This window comes from Oribacterium sp. WCC10 (assembly GCF_900113415.1).
Taxonomy (GTDB): domain Bacteria; phylum Bacillota; class Clostridia; order Lachnospirales; family Lachnospiraceae; genus Oribacterium.
Window position 1 is genome coordinate 34448 of record NZ_FOPH01000016.1, and the last position, 19302, is coordinate 53749.

The following is a 19302-nucleotide window of genomic DNA, read 5'->3' on the forward strand; positions in this document are numbered from 1 at the left end:
CGAACTAAATGGGCTGGTGTTCCCAGAGAGCACGAAAGGACGATTTATCGGCCTGAGAGTGCGGAATGTGGGAGGGCGCTGATGATCCAGTGGATCATCGCTTAGCGCCGACCGAAGTGGAACGTAGACGCGGGAGCGCATAGCGCGAAGCGGTCCGATATCGACTTTTGACACTCACATCATTAATATACCTGAGATAGAAAGATACGGGTCATATCAACTTTATCGTAAAAAAGTGCAGATGTCAGAGGAAATTAATCTCTGATATCTGCACTTAATCATCATTTTCACGGAAGATCCCGAAAAATGATCCTTCATTTCTCCAAAGCTCAAAGACCTGTCACAGCGCCTTTTTATAAAGCATCACACAATCCTTAAGTGTGGTCTGGCGCGGGTTAGCCATGATGTTAGCCTGTCCCTTCATGGCATCTTCTGCCATAACATCGACCTTATCTTCTGTTACCCCAACATCCGAAAGCTTCTCCGGTATGCCGAGCTGCCTGTTAAGCTTTTTAAGTTCATCCACAAGCATCATAGGAACGAAGTTCTCAACAGGTCCCTTTTCTTCTCTGATGTATCTGTAGATCTTCTCATACTTTCCGTCATGGTCTGCGATAGCGTTGAACTCAGCCACATAAGGCAGGAGGATGGCATTGGCAACACCGTGAGCCACATGGAAATGTCCGCTTACCGGGTGGCTTAATGCATGAACGTCGCCGAGTCTTGCCCATGCAAATGATATTCCCGCGAAATTGGACCCAAGCATCATGGCACTGGCAGCCTCAGAGTCCTTGCGGTTGGCGGTGAATCTGCGGAGATTCTTTCCGATAAGCTCCATAGCCTTTTCTGCCATGGCATCTGAGAACGGTGTGGCATTGTTTGAAACGTAGGCCTCCATGGCGTGAATAAGGGCATCGATACCGCAGGAAGCTGCTACAGATGCAGGTGCGGTCATGATGAGCTCCGGATCAAGGATGGCAAACTTCGGAATCTGCTCATAACTGAAAACAGACATCTTGAAGTTTGTTATCTCGTCAGTAATTACCGCTGAAGCCGTAACTTCACTTCCCGTTCCCGCTGTTGTGGGAACCGCAATGATAGGTGTGATAGGTCCGGGAACCTTGCCTGTTCCCACATACTGCTGTATCTCACCGCCGTATGTTGCAAGAACACCGACGGCCTTGGCAACATCCATAGGACTTCCGCCGCCGAGAGCAACGATGCAGCCTGCGCCGGACTCCTTGTACTTTGCAGTTGCATCTTTTACACAGGCAACTGTAGGGTTTGGAACCACATCAAGAAAACTTTCGCAGCTGATGCCTGCTGCCTCTATAAGATCAACTACCTTCTTAACTACACCTATGGACTCGAGTCCTCTGTCAGAAACCAGAAAAACCTTATCTGTCTTCATCTCTGACTTCACAAGCCCCGGTATCTCCCTGAGGCTCCCCATTCCGAATTTTATAGTCTGCGGTACTTTAAAATCAAAATCCTTCATCTCATTCTCCATTAATCAATTCCCAAAGCTCCGCGCTTTATCCAATGATACGCGGAAAATCAGGAACCATTCCATAATATTTATTTTTATAATCAGCTATAATCTCTCACCTGAAAGAATCATACATTTGTCATAAGCTTCCGGATGTATCCAGGAAAAAAGCTTCTGAAAGTCCTATATTTCATAAACTATCCAAAACTAAGCTCTGTCCTCTGTATCAGATCTTTCTGCAGCGCTTTTCCAAGTTCCACGAAATAAGCGCTGTACCCAGCAACTCTCACCAGCATGTCCCTATATTCCTCAGGATTCTTCTGAGCTGCCCTCATGGTAGCCGAACTCATGATATTGAACTGCACATGCATTGCCCCAAGCTTTACATATTGATCGATAAATGCTATCAGGTTATCTCTTCCTGTTATTCCTGCCACTGCATCCTGTGGGAACTTCATGTTCATGAGGGTTCCGTTTCCGGCCTTACTGTGGTCAACCTTTACAAGAGAGTTTGTCAATGCTGTCGGCCCCGACACATCATGTGAACCGCCATCGGTATGTACCGGTCCCATATTGTCTGAAATTGCCTCGCCCTTCTTTCGTCCGTCGAGAGTTGCATTGGTGGCCATTCCCATGGCGACATTGGCATTAACGGAATAAACTCCCGGATTGAACTGACCGCCCTTTCGATAGGTCTTTCTGCCACGTATATGCCCGGTGTAGCAATCAAACATGAACTTAAAGAGCTCGTCTGCATAGTCATCATCATTTCCGTAATGATGAACCTTTGATCCGTTAACCAGCGCATAAAGCTTTTCGTACCCCTTCCAGTTATGCTTCACCGCATCCAAAAGCTCCTCGCCTGTCACTTTTTTTTCGTCAAACAAAAGCTGCTTAATCGTAGCAAGAGAATCCGCACAGGTTCCGAGACCGCTGGCCTGAGGTCCGATGCCGTTGTACTTTGCACCGCCTTCGGTGAGATCTTTTCCGGTGTCTATGCAGTTCTGAAAAAATGCTGACACATAAGGCAGCGGTTTTCTGTGCTCATGAGCCGCTTCGATAATGTATAGGCTTGAACACATCTGATCACACCAGTAGTCGAACTGCTTATCTATGCTTTCCAGCACCTCTTCAAAGTTCTTGTATGTAGCGAGACTTCCTGTATCCGGGCCGAACTGATCATCACAATCAAGGAACTTTCCGCCGTTTATGACCATCTCAAGCATCTTAGGAGTATTTACATAAGCAGCGTCATGCCAGCCATATTCAGCGCCCGGTAGATCCGGTTCCACACAACCGACAACACAGTAGTCACGGGCTTCCTCCATAGACATTCCTTTGCTTAACATTGCCTTTATGGCCGGAGCATCATTGAAAAGCTTAGGATGTCCATAGCCGGCTCTTATACATTCAACGGTTTTCACCTTCAGTTCATAAGGAGTCTTTTCAGATACACGGACACAGATCCATGGCACCATCATACGGGTATGTTCCGAAGCCTCCAAAACAAGGAAAGTAAGGTCATTGGTGGCATCATTACCATCCTTATCAAGGCCTCCGATAGTGAGACTCTCACCGCCGAAGCCTCGTCCGTTTCTTACGGCAGTTGAACCCCAGTCTTTGAGCTTTGTGGGATTGTTGAGTTTCACGAACTGATCTTCAAGAATCTCAAGAGCCTGTATTTTGGTGATAACTCCGTCATCGATGTCTGCCTTGTAGTAGGGATACAGCCACTGATCCATGCGCCCGTAGGAGATGGAATGACCGTTACTCTCGATGGTTATAAGGGTTGTAGCAAAATTAAAAAGCTGTATAGCCTGCCAGAAGGATCTTGCAGGTCCCCCTGCTATCTGATGACAGTTAAATGCCATCCTTTCAAGCTCGTCTCTTCTCTCAGGATCTGCTTCTTTATCAGCATATTCCTCTGCGAGACGTGCGTATCTCTCTATATAGGCACAGGATGCCTCAAGCTCTATGAGCATTGCATCATAGAATTCCTTTTTATCGGAGAACTCAGGGTCCTTTTTGGATAATGCTTTCCTGTGGCCTCTTGCCTCTTCCATGAGACCGTTGAAGCCCACCTTCATAAGCTTTCCGTAGTCTATGGCAAGATGACCGGTTCCTGCATAATGATAGAGATTGGTCTGGAAGATCTTCCTGCCTGCCTCAGAACCCTTTAACTGCTCTTCATCAAGACGTCCCTCTACTTCATCTGCAACGGTTCTTCCCTGCCACCATTTGAGAAGCTCGATGGCTTCCTGCTTTTCTTCCTCATTTCTCCAGTAGAACTGATCATGCTCTCTGTCTTCGAAAGGATGATTCACAGCCTCATCCAGGATCCAGTTAACGGAAAACTCAGGATATATAGGTGATGCTTTCGCGGGGGCAGCATTATCACCAAGGATAAGCTCCCGGTCATAGATATGAAGTGTTACATTTTCGAGAATGTTTTTGAAGGCATAAGCACACCGGAGCTTTGCCGGCGCGTTTGGATGTGCCTTGTAAGATTCCGTCACGAGGCGCAGACGCTCGATATCGATCCAGTAATTCTTCTCAAGGAAAGTCTTTCTCAGGTAATTGATCCTTGGGAACGGTGACCAGTCCTTGTGATTAACCTCATAACCCAGGTGGCACTGATGATCATAAGGCTCAGTGCCTGAGCAGGTAGTGTGAAATTCTGCCATGTATATTCCTCCATTTTATTTCTGTATACTTGGTTTATGTTTATATGAAACCAAAGGTATTTATTTCTATGTTTTTACTTAGTCTTGTAACTACCCGGGTCAGGCGATCCAATCAATTCTTTGCTCCGGTTCCAACCGTGCAATTGATTCCTCTCTCTTCAAAGTAATCTCTGATTTTCTCTACCCGCTTTTGAAACGCCGGCCTGTTAAATCTCAAATCCTTCATGGGGTATTCCCGCCCCAGAGATTCATACTTTTCTATTCCCAGACGCATGTAGCTAAGAAGCTGCAGAACCTTTACATGGTTCTGTAATTCCTCCAGTATGAAATCTGCTGTTTGGGAAATGTTTTCCATGTCGTCGTTTATGTGTGGTATCACAGGAATGCGAAGTATCAGGTCATCTCTCGATTCCGACAGTATTTTCAGATTCTCGAGTATCAATCTGTTGTCGACTCCGGTAAAGGTTTTGTGTTTCACCGGGTCCATCATCTTGATGTCTGATATCAGGATGTCAGTGTAGGGGAGTACCTTTTCTATTTCCGTCCGGCCTGCGAAGAATGTAGATTCAAGGCAGGTGTTAATGCCTTCCTCTCTGCACTCTTTAAAAAGCCCGGCAACGAAATCCGCCTGCATCAACGGCTCGCCACCGGAAACCGTAACTCCGCCTCTGGATTCTTCATAGTAACCTCTGTCACGAATTATGATATCCATACATTCGGAAACAGACATTTCCTTTCCCCAGACCTTGATGGCATCAGATGGACACCCTTCTACACAGGACATACACCCGGTACATTTTTCTCTGTCAAGACCGGATAACCTGTTTCTCGTAAAGTGTAAAATGTCTTTTTCAGGACATACGTCAAGACATTCACCACACTGTTTTTTTCCGATACATCTTTTACTGTAAAGTCCCGGTTCAGGACTCTTCCTCTGACTCTCGGGATTGCTGCACCACTTGCACTTAAGAGGACAGCCCTTCAGAAAAATCTCGGTTCTGAGCCCCGGTCCGTCATGTATGGTGAACCTCTGAACATTGAACACTACTCCGCTTTTATTCATGAACTCACCATCCTTTCGGAAACTTCCTTTAAACACGTTAAATTTTAGGAGATTTTAAAGAGCTTTAATATTACCCGTATTTCTTATTTCATATAGGGAATGTTCCCTATATACGTAATCAAAAAGAACCGGAACAGTCGTTTTTTCAGACTGTTCCGGTTCGTTAAGTTTTATTTATTCAGCTACATCCGACACCATCCGGAGCTCATCCGGCTCCACCTTGCATCTCAGGATCAATATCCCGATGCCGGCATTTTTATCAAAAACCCGCTCCGAATCAGATTCCGCAGGCCTCAACCTTTACCGCACACACTTTATATTCCGGAATACGGGCAAATTCATCAAGCGCTGCATTGGTCAGCATATTTACAGGTGAATCAGGGAAATGAAACGGCATCCAAGTCTCTCCCTCAGAAACTTTCCTGCCTACGCGGGCCTTTGCAGTTATGGAACCTCTTCTGCTTGTAACTCTCACGAGACTTCCGTTTCTGATTCCAAGTTTATCTGCGTCCCTATAATTTATTTCTATGAAACCTTCACCAGAGATATCCATGAGCCCCTTTGAACGTGAAGTCATGGCAGAAGCATTATAATGATACAGAATTCTTCCGGTCATCAGAATAAAGCTGTATTCTTCATCCGGAAGTTCATCGGAATCCCTGAACTCTGCCGGATACAGAAGAGCCTTTCCGCGTACCGGATGCCCTTTATGCATTATATCCGTACCCGGTTTATCCTTATCAGGACATGGCCACTGAAGGCTTTCTCCACTATCAAGTCTTGAGTGACTGATTCCATGGAAGCTCGGCGTCAGTTCAGCAATCTCATCCATTATCTCTGAAGGTGTCAGATACGGCTGCTTATATCCCATGGCATTCATGAGATCAATGATTATATCCGTATCCGCTCTCATTTCTCCCGGAAGCTCCACTGCCTTTCTGATTCTCTGTACTCTTCTCTCAGTATTGGTAAATGTTCCCTCTTTTTCTGCATAACTTAATGCCGGAAGGATAACGTCCGCATATTCTGCGGTCTTTGTCATAAAGAGATCCTGAACCACAAGGAACTGAAGACTCTCAAGTGCCTTTATTATGTGGTGTGTATCCGGATCGGAAACTATCGGATCCTCACCGCAGATATAAAGTCCCTTTATCTTTCCCTCAATTGCCGCCGGAAATACCTCCGTCGCTTTCAAGCCCGGAGTCCTGTTTAGTTTGACTCCCCATGCCTTCTCGAATTTAAGTCTGACGTCTTCATTATCCACCTTCTGATATCCCGGGAAGTCTGTCGGCATAGCACCCATATCACAGGCTCCCTGAACATTGTTCTGACCGCGGAGAGGATTTACACCACAGCCGCTGCGACCGATCTTTCCGCAAAGCACTGCCATATCAGACATTGACATGACGCCCTCCGTTCCGGTGGAATGTTCCGTTACTCCAAGACAATAAATGATGGGAGCCTTCTTTGCAGTGGCATACATTCTCGCTGCTTCTCTCAGCATATCAGGATCTATATGGCAGATTTCACCGACTTTTTCCGGAGTATACTCTGAGACAAGTTCCCTGATCTTTTCGAAACCTTCGGAATTATCCCTTATGTACCCGTGATCCACCAGATCCTCGTTTATCATGACATTCATCATTCCGTTGGCAAATGCAACGTTTGTGCCGGGGCGAAGCTTCAGATGTATGTCAGCCACCTTTGAAAGTCCTATGTCTCTGGGATCCACAACTATCAGCCTTGTACCCCTCTTCACGGCTTCTCTTATCTGCATACCGACAACCGGATGAGCCTCCTCAGGATTGGAGCCTACCAGCATTATCACGTCCACATCATGGGTAATGTCATAGACAGGATTAGTCATAGCCCCAGAACCAAGTGTCTTTGCCAGCCCTGCAACAGATGCGGAGTGACAGACTCTGGCACAGTTATCCGTGTTGTTTGTTCCGAAGCAGGTTCTCACCATTTTCTGCACCATGTAAATGTCTTCGTTTGCACTTCTGGAACAGGCAAATCCGGCAAGACTGTCGCCCCCAAACTTTTCACGAAGCTCCATAAATCTCTTCGCTGTATAATCTATCGCCTCTTCCCAGCCTGCTTCCCTGAATTTACCGGTGCTCCTGTCTTTAATAAGCGGCTTTTTCAATCTGTCCGGCGAATGAACAAAATCAAAGCTCCCGCTTCTTCCCTTTACACAAAGTCTCTTGTGGTTTGACGGACCGTCCGCAGCTTCAACATTAACGATTCTGTTATCCTTTACCACAAGATAGAACTGGCATCCCGTCGCACAGTGAGGACAGGTGGTCAAAACCTTTTTAACCTCCCACTCTCTGTATGTCCTTTCTCTTTTTAGTGACAATGCTCCCGTCGGGCAGACAGCGGCACAATTACCGCAGCTTTCACAGCCGGTTTCCTTATAGTTTTCTCCGAAGGGTGCCTCAACGATATGAAAAGTACCAAGTCTTCCGCTCTTTATAGTGCCGTTACATGCCACCCGATGACACATATTGATGCACCTCTGACAATGGATACACTTTCCGGGTTCATAGCTGATGTAAGGATTACCCTCCATAACAGGAAGCCTGTTTTCTATCTCCGCTCTGTTTCCCACATGCTCTGAACCGCGGACATCATATCTGTTGCAAAGACTCTGAAGCTCACATTTTCCGTTGGATGAACAGCTCATACAGTCAAGATCATGGTTTGAAAGTATGAGTTTAAGCATGTTTCTTCTGTATTCTGTGAGGAGATCCGACTCCGTCACGATACTCATCCCGTCCCACACTTTGGTTCTGCAGGCAGGAAGCAGAGAGTCATATCCTTCAACCGAAACCATGCAAAGCCTGCATGAACCAATGTTACTTACATCCTTAAGATAACAAAGGGTAGGGATATAGAATCCAAGGTCCGTAGCAGCCTCTAGGATCGTGCAGACTTTTTCAAGCTGATAATCCGCACCATTTATCTTAATGTTTATCATTCCCCTCTGCCTCCTTCCATAGCTCCGCAGCCGAAGTGGTCACAGCGCAGACATCTTCCTGCTTCACGCATTGCCTCCTCATGTGTCATGGGAAGCTCAACAAATTCAAAATCAGCTCTTCTTTCAAACGGGTCCCGTTCCTCTATTTCAGCTCTTCCTGTCGGCGTACATGTAGATGGCATGGCATCGGGAACAGAAACATCCAGCGAAATCTTATGATGGTATCCCAGATACTCATCGATGTTGTAAGCTGCCACCTGACCTGCCGCTATGGCATTGATGGCAGTAGAAGGTCCTGTGACACAATCCCCACCGGAAAAGACATTATCCATCCCCTCTACCCGGCAGAATTCATCCGCTTTTATCCGGCCTCTCTCGACAGGAACTCCTGAAGCCTGAAAGCTTTCAGTATCACTTCTCTGACCGACACCAAGGATCAAAAGATCACATTTGAAACGATACGGATAATTGCTTGAGTGCTCAGTGGTCATCATTCCGAACTTATCATACTCTGCAACTATCTCCGGCTGGAGCCATACAGCTCTCACCTCGTTACTTTCTTTATCAGTTTCAATGTTAAGGAAGCTGAGAAGTGTTCTGAATCTGACTCCTTCCTGCATGGCTGCTTCTATCTCACTGGGGAGCGCGGTATAGTCATCACGTTTTCTTGTGAACACGTGAATAGTCTCCGCATTAAGCCTTGCTGCGGTACGTGCAGCATCCATGGCAACATTTCCTCCGCCGATAAGGACTACCTTTTTACCGCGCAAATCTATATTTTCACCTCTGGCAACAGCCTGCAGGAAATCTGCTGCAGGGATAACATTTTTCGCATCTGCGCCCTCCACAGGCATGCGATTACCGATCTGAGCTCCTATGCCAAGATATACAGCATCAAAATCCTGCCTGAGCTCTTCAATTCTGATGTCTATGCCGATTTTTGTACCGCTGTGAATCTCTATATCTCCTGCTCTCAGTATGGCTCTAATGTCTTCATCCAGTCTTTCCTTCGGAAGTCTGTATTCGGGAATGCCGTATCTGAGCATGCCGCCGAGTTTCTCATGCTCCTCGTACACATGAACCTCGTGTCCCATAAGCGCAAGAAAATAGGCAGAAGTCAGGCCGGACGGGCCGCCTCCGACCACTGCAATTTTCCTGCCGGTTTTGACATTTTTCGCAGGAACAGATACCTTGTCTGCAGAAACCATATCAACAGCATATTTCTTGAGACCTCTGATATTGATCGGAGCATCTATAAATGTTCTCCTGCATTTTCTCTCACAAGGATGCTCGCATACCATGGCACAGGCCGTCGGGAAAGGATTCCTGTTTCTGATCACCTTAACCGCACCTTCATAATCTCCCGCCTTTATCATGGCTATATATGCAGGAACATCAACGTGCGCAGGGCATAATGTCACGCACGGTATAGTTTGAGATGATTGAAGACATCTTCTGTTTTTTATATGACTTTCATACTCATCGGGAAATTCCGATAGGGAATCAAGTATCAGTTTTGCTCCCATGATTCCCACCGCACAATCAGCTGTTTTCGCAATCATCCTGCACTTATTCTCGATCTCCGATAGTGCATCCTGTGAAGCATCCCCATCTATAATGCTCTTCAATATCGCATCAACTTCACTTAATCCGTCTCTGCACGGAACACATTTCCCACATGATTGATTCATGGAAATCTGCAGAAGTGACCTGTACAATGTAAGCGGACACAGTCCCGGCGGATAAGAAGTCATCATAGTTTTGAATTTCCGAAGAACTGTATCTGTTCTGTCATTAATGTTTCCCTTTTTACTTAGTGCACGCATATCAACCTCACTGAAACAAAACTCCCGATTTTTAAATGAATCCTTTTTTTATTTTAACATGAAATCAATATACACAATCTCTATTTTAATACATTTCCTAAGCAGAAATGCTGCTACCTATTTTACGGATCAACAATCAGTTTCAGGCTATGATATGATATGATGTAAGGGTCAAAAGAACCCAAAAAAACACTGATTATTTAAATGTTTACCTCAACTAAAGCTAACATCGCATTTATGAACAGAGAAGAAATATTCAAAAAAGGCTTTTCCGGCATCATACTCGCCGGCGGAAGAAGCCGGAGAATGAAAAGAGATAAATCAGAAATAAAGATAGGGGATAAAACATTTCTTGAGATTCAGATTGAAAAGCTTAAAATGCTTGGTGCCTCTGAAATTCTTATCTCAGGAAAAACCGTGCAGTTTTCGGGAGTCAAAAATGTCTCTGACATCATTCCGGACTGTGGTCCTCTGGGCGGCCTGTATTCCTGCTTTGCAAACTGTTCATGTGATGATGCACTTGTTCTTTGCGTAGACAGTCCGCTTCTAAGTATCACAACTCTTAAAGAGCTCCTTATCACTCATCAAAGCAGCTTAAAGGACGCCACCATTCTTTCACACAATGGTATAACAGAACCACTCATTGCTGTTTATAACACAAGAAAGTATCCCCTCATTAAAACTCTATTAGACGGAACAGCGAAACAAGTCACTGTTGTCTGTTTTCCGGATAAAAATATTGCAGAGAAAAAAGCAAAGAAAAAGCCGGCAGTACGGGCGTTTCTTGACAGGCTCGACTTCCGGCTGTATGAATTCAAAGGTGATGAAACTGAGCTACTGAACTTTAACACACCGGAGGATCTTCATCATTTCCCCCCAAGCAGTTTCATCAGCTGATATCTGCTGTTTACATGGCACTTTTCATAGATGTTCTCCACATGCTTTTTTACCGTGTGGAAACTTATCATCATTTCTGCTGCGATTTCTTTATAAGTGTATCCCTTTGCCATAAAGGAAGCCACCTTCTGTTCTGTTTTGGTAAGCTCTCCCATACAGTATGAAGCCACTGCTTCCGGCGAAGAATCATTGGCAGACAAAGTATCACTTACGACATCCTTTTTATGTATGGTTATCCAATGATACATATCAACTATTCCGTTGGAATATCTTTTGGGATAATCATGTATAGTGTAGATATAATTCTTGATAGTCCGGTTATGAACCTCAGAAATATCATCATCACTCACTCCCAAAAGAAACGGCAGCCAACCGCATGGTGTATCAGAATCTATCCTGCCGACACTTCCCATAAGTTCTTCAAGTCTCTTTACCGCCTCGTCACTGTGATCAAGAACATGCATAAAATCATCCGTAATAAGATATGCTCTCTCACCTGATGAAATAATCTCTCCCTGAATCTTTGATATGATCTTCACCTGTTCATATTTCTTGAAATTCTTATACGCCATAGCAATGTAAGAATAAATATCCTTCATGTAACTCAAGTCATCTTCTGAAAAATCCCCCTCTGACTCTTCTCTCAGAAAAACCAGTTGTATGTAGGCATTAATGCCGAAAGCCATAGTGAGACTGTAGTGAGCATTGAGATATTTTTCAAGGAAATCAACATATACCGACTCTTCATAATCAGTCACTATATCTGTGGCCCTGTATATCCTCGGCTCAATATCAAAGTAAGTAAGGTGATCACTTACCGCATCATCGTATATATTTCGTCTCACTATATCTTCCGGAACAAAATCGCGATAAGGATGAGTTTCCGCTTCCTGCGCTCCTCCTGTTTTATCCGTCCAGGAGAGAAACTTTCCATGAGTATCAAAATAAACGATATTTACATTATTCAATCCGAAGTTTCTCTCAAGTGCTTCCAGCATAAACGGGCTGAAAAACTCCTGTGCCGAAATCTGATGATTCTCCATTTCGAGAAAGAAATTCTTCTGCCCGTCATTTCGTCCGTAATTCATCTATAATTAATCCTTTAATCTTTTCATAAAACCGGCTTAGGTCCATATCGTATACTCACCTGCATTAAGATAGAGCAGCTTCTCCACTATCCATCATATAAAAACCGTGGTTCAATGATACAACATTTCCAACCGACTTTCCTCAAAAATATCAAATACCCCCTTATGCAGCCGGCATAAATCCGGGTGATTGCTTTGCCCTGCTTCGGACACAATTATTCATACTGATAATAAAAAAGGCCCCCTGGGATTCTGTTTCAAATCCCGGAGGCCTTAGCAATATTCACTTTTAAGCAATTCTTGCATCTGTAGCTTTCTTCATTTCATCAGACTGCTCTGTGATACCATGCTTTTCTGCATAGCCTGTAAGGATAAGTGTAAGGGCACCATCACCTGTTACGTTACATGCAGTTCCGAATGAATCCTGAAGTGCAAAGATTGTGAGCATAAGAGCGGTTCCTGTATCATCAAAGCCGAGAACGCTGATGATAAGTCCGAGCGATGCCATAACTGTTCCACCCGGCACACCTGGCGCTCCGATAGCGAATACTCCGAGGAGCAGACAGAAGATGATCATCTTAGGTGCAGGCGGGAATGTACCGTAAAGCATCTTTGAAACTGCCATAACGAAGAATGTCTCTGTCATAACAGATCCGCAAAGATGAATGTTTGCAAAAAGCGGAATACCAAAGCTTACCATATCATCACGAAGTGTAGGCTCTGATTTCTTTGCGCACTGAAGGGCTACAGAAAGTGTTGCTGCAGATGACATTGTACCTACTGCAGTCATGTATGCAGGGCCGTAGTTCTTCAGAATATTCATAGGATTTCTTCCTGAATAAGCCCCTGCGATTCCGTAAAGAAGTGCAAGCCAGATATAATGTCCTACCATGACGATAACGATGATGGCGAGGAATATCGGAAGCTGCTTTGTGATAGTTCCCTCATATGCAAGTGTGCAGAATGTTGTTCCGATAAGTACAGGAAGTACCGGAATGACAAACTTCGTAACGATACTGAGTACTATCTTCTGGAACTCTTCGAGTATATTTGTGATGTACTTGCTTGAATTCCATGCCGCTGCAAGTCCTACCAGAACTGAGAAGAACAGTGCTGACATAACAGGCATGATCTGCGGAATATCAAGTGCAAATACAGGTGCAGGAATCTCCTTAAGTCCGTCTACCTCAGGATTGATAGCCATATGCGGAAGAATCGCATATCCTGATGCTGTTGCAAAGAATGCTGCTCCGATAGATGATACATATGCGATGCAGAGCGCAACCATAAGCATCCTTGAAGCATTGTTTCCGAGTCTTGTAATTGAAGGAGCGATAAAACCGATTACGATAAGCGGTACGCAGAAGCTGATAAACTGTCCTACGATATACTTAACGCAGACAAGTACGTTAAGTACTGCCACTCCAAATGCTGAGCCATCCGCAGCATTCAGTGCAAGTCCTACGATGATACCTATCGCAAGCGCACATAAAAGCTTAAACGGTAGGCTGTGAATAAAGCCTTTCTTTTCCATCCCCTTGTTCCTCCTTTTCATTGGGAACATCAGCCCTCTGTATTCATTTTTCAAAGGGGTGATGCTTAATGTCAGTTTATGCAGAGACTGACATATGATTGATTTTTGTTTTATGCCACTCTCAGGCTTAATTGAGATGAACGAACAGCATAAAACAATTTGAAGAAATCAATCATGACTTCTTCTATGTGAACCGACGCACATTACCCTTAATTCATGCATCAGATCATATATATTTAATATATCATTACTATAATACACAATCATGACTTATATATCCACACCAAGATATACATACTGCACAACAGCCACAATCATATCCTTGAAATTCTTTCCTTTTCAGAAGATCATTGAACCCTGATGTATGAATGTTTCACATCATAAGTCAGCAACAACTTCTATGAAACAATGAACAGCGCAGTATTCCCTCTGTCACTCATGTATCCTATCCGCAATACAAAATCCATGCTCAAAGGCATGCTCCAACATCCACCTTGTCTGTCATGACATTAAGAATTTCCTTATCTGTAGGCATCATTCCGATCTTTCCGATGTAGCCCATATTCTTGATGGTCTGCTCTACATCCTCCTCAACGATTCCCTCGCCTGGCTGGAAAGATTTGTCATTCATACTCATATAGTGAGCAAGAAGCGCAGCATGAACAGACGCTGCGATCTTGGCCGCACAGCTTGGCTTCGCACCATCACATACGATGCCGCCGACATTGGCAAGCGTATTGGTGATGGTCTTCGCAATATGAACATAATCTCCACCGCTCATATATGTGATGGCAGCTCCGGCTCCACAGGAAGCACTTACTGCTCCGCAGAATGCTGAAAGTGCACCGATATAGTGCTTAATGTAAATAGATACAAGGTTCGAGATAATAAGAGCACGCATACGCTTTTCATCTGATAATGAAAGCTCCCTTGCGTATACGACAACAGGCATTGTAACAGTGATCCCCTGATTTCCGGAACCCGAGTTAATGACTACCGGCATAGGACATCCCGACATTCTGGCATCTGAGCCGGCTGCTGCACAGGCACAGGCACAAGACTTCACATTATGGCCAAAGTTCTCGAGAATTGTCTTTCCTACACTGGCCCCCCATGGGTTATCAAGTCCTTCCTGTGATATTGCAGAATTCATCTTTATCTGACGGTTAAGAATATCTTCAACCTCGGAAAGATCTACCTGATTCGCATAGTCAAGAAGTCCCTTCAGACTCATTAGATTTCTGTTTCCTGCATGAATGGCTTCTGAATACTCATTCTTTTTACCATGCTCAACGAGAACTTCTCCGTCTCTCTTTATCAGCGTGATATCCGTATGATGTTCAGCGATAACGACCTCGGCATCATGCTCTTTTCCTTTGATGAGAGCCTGAATATAAAGATTCGGTACATTCTCAACATAGTTGCAATCACAGAACTTTTGTGCCACCAGTTCTCTCGTCTTATCGCGATCCTCATCTGTGACCTCTGCGATAACCTCAAGCTTCTTGTCCGGATTTCCTCCAACTACTCCAAGTGTGGCAGCAACCTCAATGCCTCTCTGACCTCCTGAATTCGGAACTTTGACACCCTTTACATTCTTGATCATGTTACCGGAACAATTGATAGTGATATGCACCGGTTCATCTGAAAGAACCTTTCTGGCCATTGCTGCTGCATATGCTATGGCGATCGGCTCTGTACATCCCATGGCGGGAATCAGTTCATTACGTAAAATGTCTGTATAATTATCCATCAGTTCCTTATCGAGTGAAAATTCTGCCATAATTACCTCCTCTGTTTCACGTACCGGAAACGCTGTTCATATTACTGATAATATCACTGGTATTATCAGCTGTCATTCTTAAATTTCTATGAAATGATGCACTATTTATTGGATAATATTTCGCCCCGTTTCACTTGCATTTTCCCGATGTCTTTTGAGAAAACACAGGTGTCTCCCGTATGCGATACAATACAAACCAATAAAAAAATCACCCGAACATGAACCTTTCTCAAATGTAAATCCAACATCGGAGATCAATCCATATTCAGGTGATTTGTATATCATTTTGATTCTATATTCTATACAGACTCTTGCAGCATTTCAAGAAGCAAATATCCGAATCTGAACTATCAATCCTTTTTATCCGACAGATTTCGAAAAGAACATCGATGTACCGCCGAAATCATTCAGGTCTTCTTTCAGATGGAACAATGCTTCATCTATCTTTTCATGCTTAAGTGCATCAAGAATCTCTTTATGATGCCTTGTATCCATGGAAAACATGATATCCACACCGGGATTCCAGTAGAACTGGGCATAGGCCCGTTTAAGCCTTATCATACACTGTTTAAGCTGCGTGGTAGCATAATCATTGCCACAGCTTTCTATAAGCCTGATGTGAAATTTGATATTATACTCGAAGTGAGTTCTTGCATCTGTATCATTGATCCTGCAATACTGATCCAGGTGCTCCAGCTCGGCATAATCCTCTGCACTGATATTCCTGTATCTCTCACGAAGTATGCCGCCCTCCAGTGCAAGTCTGAACTGCAGCATCTCATAGATATCATCTTTGGTGAGTCTGATAACTTCATATCCATATCTCGGTATGCTTCGTAATACACCATCAGCACACAGCGATAGCAACGCTTCTCTAACCGGAGACTTGCTGCACTTATACTTTTCGATCATTGCTTTTTCATTCAAAATCTCACCGGAAGTATAGGTCGAAGAATAAATGTCTTCGAGTATGGAATTGTAAACAAATTCTTTCAGATTAGTTGTCTTACGCTCCATGCAATCTCCTTAACTGCTCTTTTGATGACTCAGTCCACGAATAATGCTTCATGGAAGGACTGAGTCGTCCACCGTGTTCTCGCGAAAATCAGCCTTAACTAAAAATCAGCTTCAGCTGTACTTTCATTTTCGTATTTTAACGCGTGCAAATTTGATTTACAAGTGAGCGTTTTCATGTATAAATCCACTCTTTCCATAGTTCGTTTTATTTTTCAATTCGTATTATTTAAACAATTATAAATATATATTTTTTACAACATAATTTTCGGTTTTTTTGTTATACTAAAAATAGATTTTCTACATTTGCGATAACTGTGAAAATTTTATCCTTATGTACATTTTTGCAACGTGATTTAATACTAAAAAGGAGGTCAAGATGAAACTGAAAAAGCTGTTGATGACTACAGGTCTTACTTTTGGACTTGTGGTGATGTTCGCTCTTACATCTTTTGCCGGAAAATGGCATTGGGGCGATTATGGCTGGTGGTATGAACTATCGGACGGTTCATATGCCAAAAACGGTCTTTGGTCGATTGATGGCGAAAAGTACGCATTTGACAGTCATGGCTGGATGATTTCCAATGACTGGTTCCAGGGCACCAAGGGCTGGTACTACTGCACAAACAGCGGAGCTGTTGCAAGAAACCAGTGGGTAGGCAACTACTACATGGGAAGCGATGGCATCATGCTCACAAACACGTGGACACCTGATGGCTATTATGTCAATGAACTCGGTGAATACGATCCTTCGATGGGCGGTGGCAATAAAGACGAAGAAATCAGCGAGTACTACACCATCGACGGCAACTGGGATAACCGTGATCAGTCCGGTTACAGCAAGGATAACAGAGTGGATCTATGGATAAATGTTGATCCGGGTGATGCATATCTTGCCACTATGGATTTCGGTCTTTATATGAGCAGCGGCACACCGTACAGTCTCTATGATTCGGTTAATCCTAACGGTGACTCCCTGAAGATTGCAACAGTCGACGGTCTCAACTGGGGCTGCAGAAGTACGATATCCGACAAGTGGTATGACATGACTTATAACGGCAAAGATACCATAACACTTTACTGGAGAAGCACAGCATGGACTTCATCCGGAAAACTTATATTTAAGAGAAGATCCGGCGGACGTCTGCTTAACTCATGGGACAGCGGTTCAGGCGGAGTAGGCTGATATATTGCAGAGTCTCATCATGATCCGTACCCGCAACTCCTTAACTATTTAATACGAATAAAAAGCCCTTCAGGGAGTTTAACCACTTCCTGAAGGGCTTTTTCCATGTCATCTCACACAGGAGAATCATAATATGCGTATTTCTTTATATTCTTATAGGCTGTAACATTAAGCACCACCATTACAATCATGAGAAGAATACCAAGAATGATCTGTATCGCTTCAGATTCGACAACACCACTTAGCATACAGATAAAATCATAAGCTCCATGAATCAGTATTGCGGTGATCACACCCCGTCTTCTGAGCTTTTTAGCACCCACAGGATCTCCGTGAAGCTCATGAGTCTTTGCCTGCCCGTAATAATAACCCATGTAAATGCCGAAAACACAATGTCCCGGAAATGCCGCTCTAAGGAACGCCGTGCTGGCTGTACTGTCGACGATGTACAGAAGATTCTCTGCAATATCAAATCCAATGGCAAGCATAGTACTGTACACAACTCCGTCAAAACGATAGTTAAATGCCGGATGCTTCCATGTAAAGGATTTCAAAATAAAGTATTTGCACAGTTCCTCCGTTGCGGCTGCCAGAATAAATGCTTCAAAAAAGCAGTAAACAACAGGATTCCACCAAAATAAACAGTCTATAAGTACTCCCATGAAAGATTCTATGAAACCGGCTGCTGTAGTTGCAAGAAATGCTCCTCCAAGAAAAAGTTTCAACATCAGTCCCACCGGTTCAGGCTCTATCCGATCCATCTTATATATAAGAAACATCAGCACTATACCTGGTATGCAGGATACCATCAATGCAAGATCGGCTTCTCCATCCTCCATAAAGAAAGAACTAATGATAAAACCAATCGTCAATACTATGATGAGAATTATGGGCATACCCCTGACAACAAATGTCTGCCGCTGCACTAGGCAGGGTGTCCCGCACTTAGGACAAAACCTCGCTCCATCCCGGAGTGGTGAACCGCAATTTTGACAAAACATAATCCATCTCCATAAAACAGCTGTGAGTTTCCAAAGTATTCCATACCGGTGAGTGAATCACTCCCTGACTTTCTGTGATAATGCATTATCCCGTGCAACTCTCACCCGGATGCATCATCAAAATCAACTTAAGTTTATCACAAAATACTATGATGATGTCAGGGTCATTCGATATCGGAGATCATAAAAAAGCAGCATGCAGTACTTCCACCAGCTTGTTTCAGAGGGAAAAAGCATCATGGAGGCCTGCATAAACAGCGGTTTTTCTGACTACTCCAGCTTCACAAGAAGCTTCAAGAAGATACATCAGATGAGTCCGACACAATATATAAAAAGGATGGAGGCAGGCGAAGCTGCGCAGAAATATGTATTTCTATAACCTTATCAATAGAGCAAAATCAGCCTTTATTGCGTCATTTTCAACCTTTTGTCTGTCAAAACCTGATGAATCCTTTCTTAAATGCAAATAAATTTTGTTAAGATATAACATTGTTCAATGCGTTTGTATCATGTTATATTTCTTTTCCAATGGCGGTCATAACCGCCTGCGGAAAGGTGAATCTATGAAACAGTATAAACTCAAAAACGGAACTTATATTGTAGAGGCTGTTCCTATGTCTATGGGCTCTATCGAGGGTTATGGCGTACGTTATACACCTAACGGCAATATCGTATGGTGTGAGCGCAACGGCTTTGAACTGGACTATGAGCCTGTAAATAAGTAAAGATATGAATAAGCTGTCGCATGACCGGA

At 43.9% G+C, this 19302-nt stretch carries 14 protein-coding genes; 4 read left to right on the forward strand and 10 right to left on the reverse strand.

The annotated features are described in order from the left end of the window. Positions 1 to 340: 340 nt before the first annotated feature. The 5 genes from BM294_RS11560 to BM294_RS11580 all read right to left on the reverse strand — a co-directional run bounded on the left by BM294_RS11560 (position 341) and on the right by BM294_RS11580 (position 10045). Positions 341 to 1498, reverse strand: coding sequence for an iron-containing alcohol dehydrogenase (locus tag BM294_RS11560; protein ID WP_091208393.1), 1158 nt, complete (start codon positions 1496 to 1498; stop codon positions 341 to 343). Positions 1499 to 1686: 188 nt separating this feature from the next. Next, complete coding sequence (gene hpfG / locus BM294_RS11565) at positions 1687 to 4173, reverse strand: (2S)-3-sulfopropanediol dehydratase (RefSeq protein WP_091208396.1); 2487 nt, start codon at positions 4171 to 4173, stop codon at positions 1687 to 1689. Positions 4174 to 4285: 112 nt separating this feature from the next. Next, entirely contained in the window at positions 4286 to 5236 is a 951-nt protein-coding gene (gene hpfH, locus BM294_RS11570; protein WP_091208398.1) for a (2S)-3-sulfopropanediol dehydratase activating enzyme, read from the reverse strand. A gap of 277 nt (positions 5237 to 5513) precedes the next feature. Further along, positions 5514 to 8219: a formate dehydrogenase subunit alpha gene (fdhF, locus tag BM294_RS11575; RefSeq protein ID WP_091208401.1), complete on the reverse strand. Its 2706-nt coding sequence runs from the start codon at positions 8217 to 8219 to the stop codon at positions 5514 to 5516. Continuing rightward, positions 8216 to 10045 (reverse strand): NAD(P)-binding protein, encoded by a 1830-nt coding sequence (locus BM294_RS11580; protein ID WP_091208404.1) that lies wholly within the window; start codon positions 10043 to 10045, stop codon positions 8216 to 8218. Before BM294_RS11580 ends, fdhF begins: the two co-directional genes overlap by 4 nt. 237 nt (positions 10046 to 10282) lie before the next feature. Here BM294_RS11580 and mobA point away from each other — a divergent pair, with 237 nt between their 5' ends. Next, positions 10283 to 10942, forward strand: coding sequence for a molybdenum cofactor guanylyltransferase (mobA, locus tag BM294_RS11585; RefSeq protein WP_255407199.1), 660 nt, complete (start codon positions 10283 to 10285; stop codon positions 10940 to 10942). Here mobA and BM294_RS11590 read toward each other — a convergent pair. From BM294_RS11590 to BM294_RS11605, 4 genes are all read right to left on the reverse strand, one after another. Beyond that, positions 10912 to 12030, reverse strand: coding sequence for a helix-turn-helix transcriptional regulator (locus tag BM294_RS11590; protein ID WP_091208409.1), 1119 nt, complete (start codon positions 12028 to 12030; stop codon positions 10912 to 10914). The genes mobA and BM294_RS11590 overlap by 31 nt on opposite strands. A gap of 289 nt (positions 12031 to 12319) precedes the next feature. Further along, entirely contained in the window at positions 12320 to 13564 is a 1245-nt protein-coding gene (locus BM294_RS11595) for a dicarboxylate/amino acid:cation symporter (protein ID WP_091208412.1), read from the reverse strand. Positions 13565 to 14033: 469 nt separating this feature from the next. Then, positions 14034 to 15347: an L-cysteine desulfidase family protein gene (locus BM294_RS11600; RefSeq protein ID WP_091208414.1), complete on the reverse strand. Its 1314-nt coding sequence runs from the start codon at positions 15345 to 15347 to the stop codon at positions 14034 to 14036. Between the two features lie 360 nt (positions 15348 to 15707). Beyond that, positions 15708 to 16364: a GntR family transcriptional regulator gene (locus tag BM294_RS11605; protein WP_091208416.1), complete on the reverse strand. Its 657-nt coding sequence runs from the start codon at positions 16362 to 16364 to the stop codon at positions 15708 to 15710. Positions 16365 to 16740: 376 nt separating this feature from the next. Between BM294_RS11605 and BM294_RS11610 the strand changes: the two genes are divergently transcribed. Then, on the forward strand, positions 16741 to 17547 hold the full coding sequence (locus tag BM294_RS11610) for a PspC-like choline-binding domain-containing protein (RefSeq protein ID WP_091208419.1): 807 nt from the start codon (positions 16741 to 16743) through the stop codon (positions 17545 to 17547). Between the two features lie 113 nt (positions 17548 to 17660). Here the strand turns inward: BM294_RS11610 and BM294_RS11615 are convergent, their stop codons facing one another. Next, positions 17661 to 18548, reverse strand: a complete 888-nt coding sequence (locus tag BM294_RS11615; protein WP_091208421.1) for a PrsW family glutamic-type intramembrane protease — start codon at positions 18546 to 18548, stop codon at positions 17661 to 17663. A 196-nt stretch (positions 18549 to 18744) separates the two neighbouring features. Here BM294_RS11615 and BM294_RS11620 point away from each other — a divergent pair, with 196 nt between their 5' ends. Both BM294_RS11620 and BM294_RS15970 read left to right on the forward strand, forming a co-directional pair. After that, positions 18745 to 18927, forward strand: coding sequence for a helix-turn-helix domain-containing protein (locus BM294_RS11620; protein WP_091208424.1), 183 nt, complete (start codon positions 18745 to 18747; stop codon positions 18925 to 18927). A 184-nt stretch (positions 18928 to 19111) separates the two neighbouring features. Next, positions 19112 to 19273 (forward strand): hypothetical protein, encoded by a 162-nt coding sequence (locus BM294_RS15970; protein WP_175494657.1) that lies wholly within the window; start codon positions 19112 to 19114, stop codon positions 19271 to 19273. Positions 19274 to 19302 lie beyond the last annotated feature (29 nt).

Coding starts and splice junctions, on each gene's coding strand:
- BM294_RS11595 (WP_091208412.1), bottom strand. CDS start 13,564: ATGGAAAAGAAAGGCTTTATTCACAGCCTACCGTTTAAGCTTTTATGT.
- BM294_RS11600 (WP_091208414.1), bottom strand. CDS start 15,347: ATGGCAGAATTTTCACTCGATAAGGAACTGATGGATAATTATACAGAC.
- BM294_RS11610 (WP_091208419.1), top strand. CDS start 16,741: ATGAAACTGAAAAAGCTGTTGATGACTACAGGTCTTACTTTTGGACTT.
- hpfG (WP_091208396.1), bottom strand. CDS start 4,173: ATGGCAGAATTTCACACTACCTGCTCAGGCACTGAGCCTTATGATCAT.
- fdhF (WP_091208401.1), bottom strand. CDS start 8,219: ATGATAAACATTAAGATAAATGGTGCGGATTATCAGCTTGAAAAAGTC.
- BM294_RS11620 (WP_091208424.1), top strand. CDS start 18,745: ATGCAGTACTTCCACCAGCTTGTTTCAGAGGGAAAAAGCATCATGGAG.
- BM294_RS15970 (WP_175494657.1), top strand. CDS start 19,112: ATGAAACAGTATAAACTCAAAAACGGAACTTATATTGTAGAGGCTGTT.
- BM294_RS11605 (WP_091208416.1), bottom strand. CDS start 16,364: ATGGAGCGTAAGACAACTAATCTGAAAGAATTTGTTTACAATTCCATA.
- hpfH (WP_091208398.1), bottom strand. CDS start 5,236: ATGAATAAAAGCGGAGTAGTGTTCAATGTTCAGAGGTTCACCATACAT.
- BM294_RS11590 (WP_091208409.1), bottom strand. CDS start 12,030: ATGAATTACGGACGAAATGACGGGCAGAAGAATTTCTTTCTCGAAATG.
- mobA (WP_255407199.1), top strand. CDS start 10,283: ATGAACAGAGAAGAAATATTCAAAAAAGGCTTTTCCGGCATCATACTC.
- BM294_RS11560 (WP_091208393.1), bottom strand. CDS start 1,498: ATGAAGGATTTTGATTTTAAAGTACCGCAGACTATAAAATTCGGAATG.
- BM294_RS11580 (WP_091208404.1), bottom strand. CDS start 10,045: ATGCGTGCACTAAGTAAAAAGGGAAACATTAATGACAGAACAGATACA.
- BM294_RS11615 (WP_091208421.1), bottom strand. CDS start 18,548: ATGTTTTGTCAAAATTGCGGTTCACCACTCCGGGATGGAGCGAGGTTT.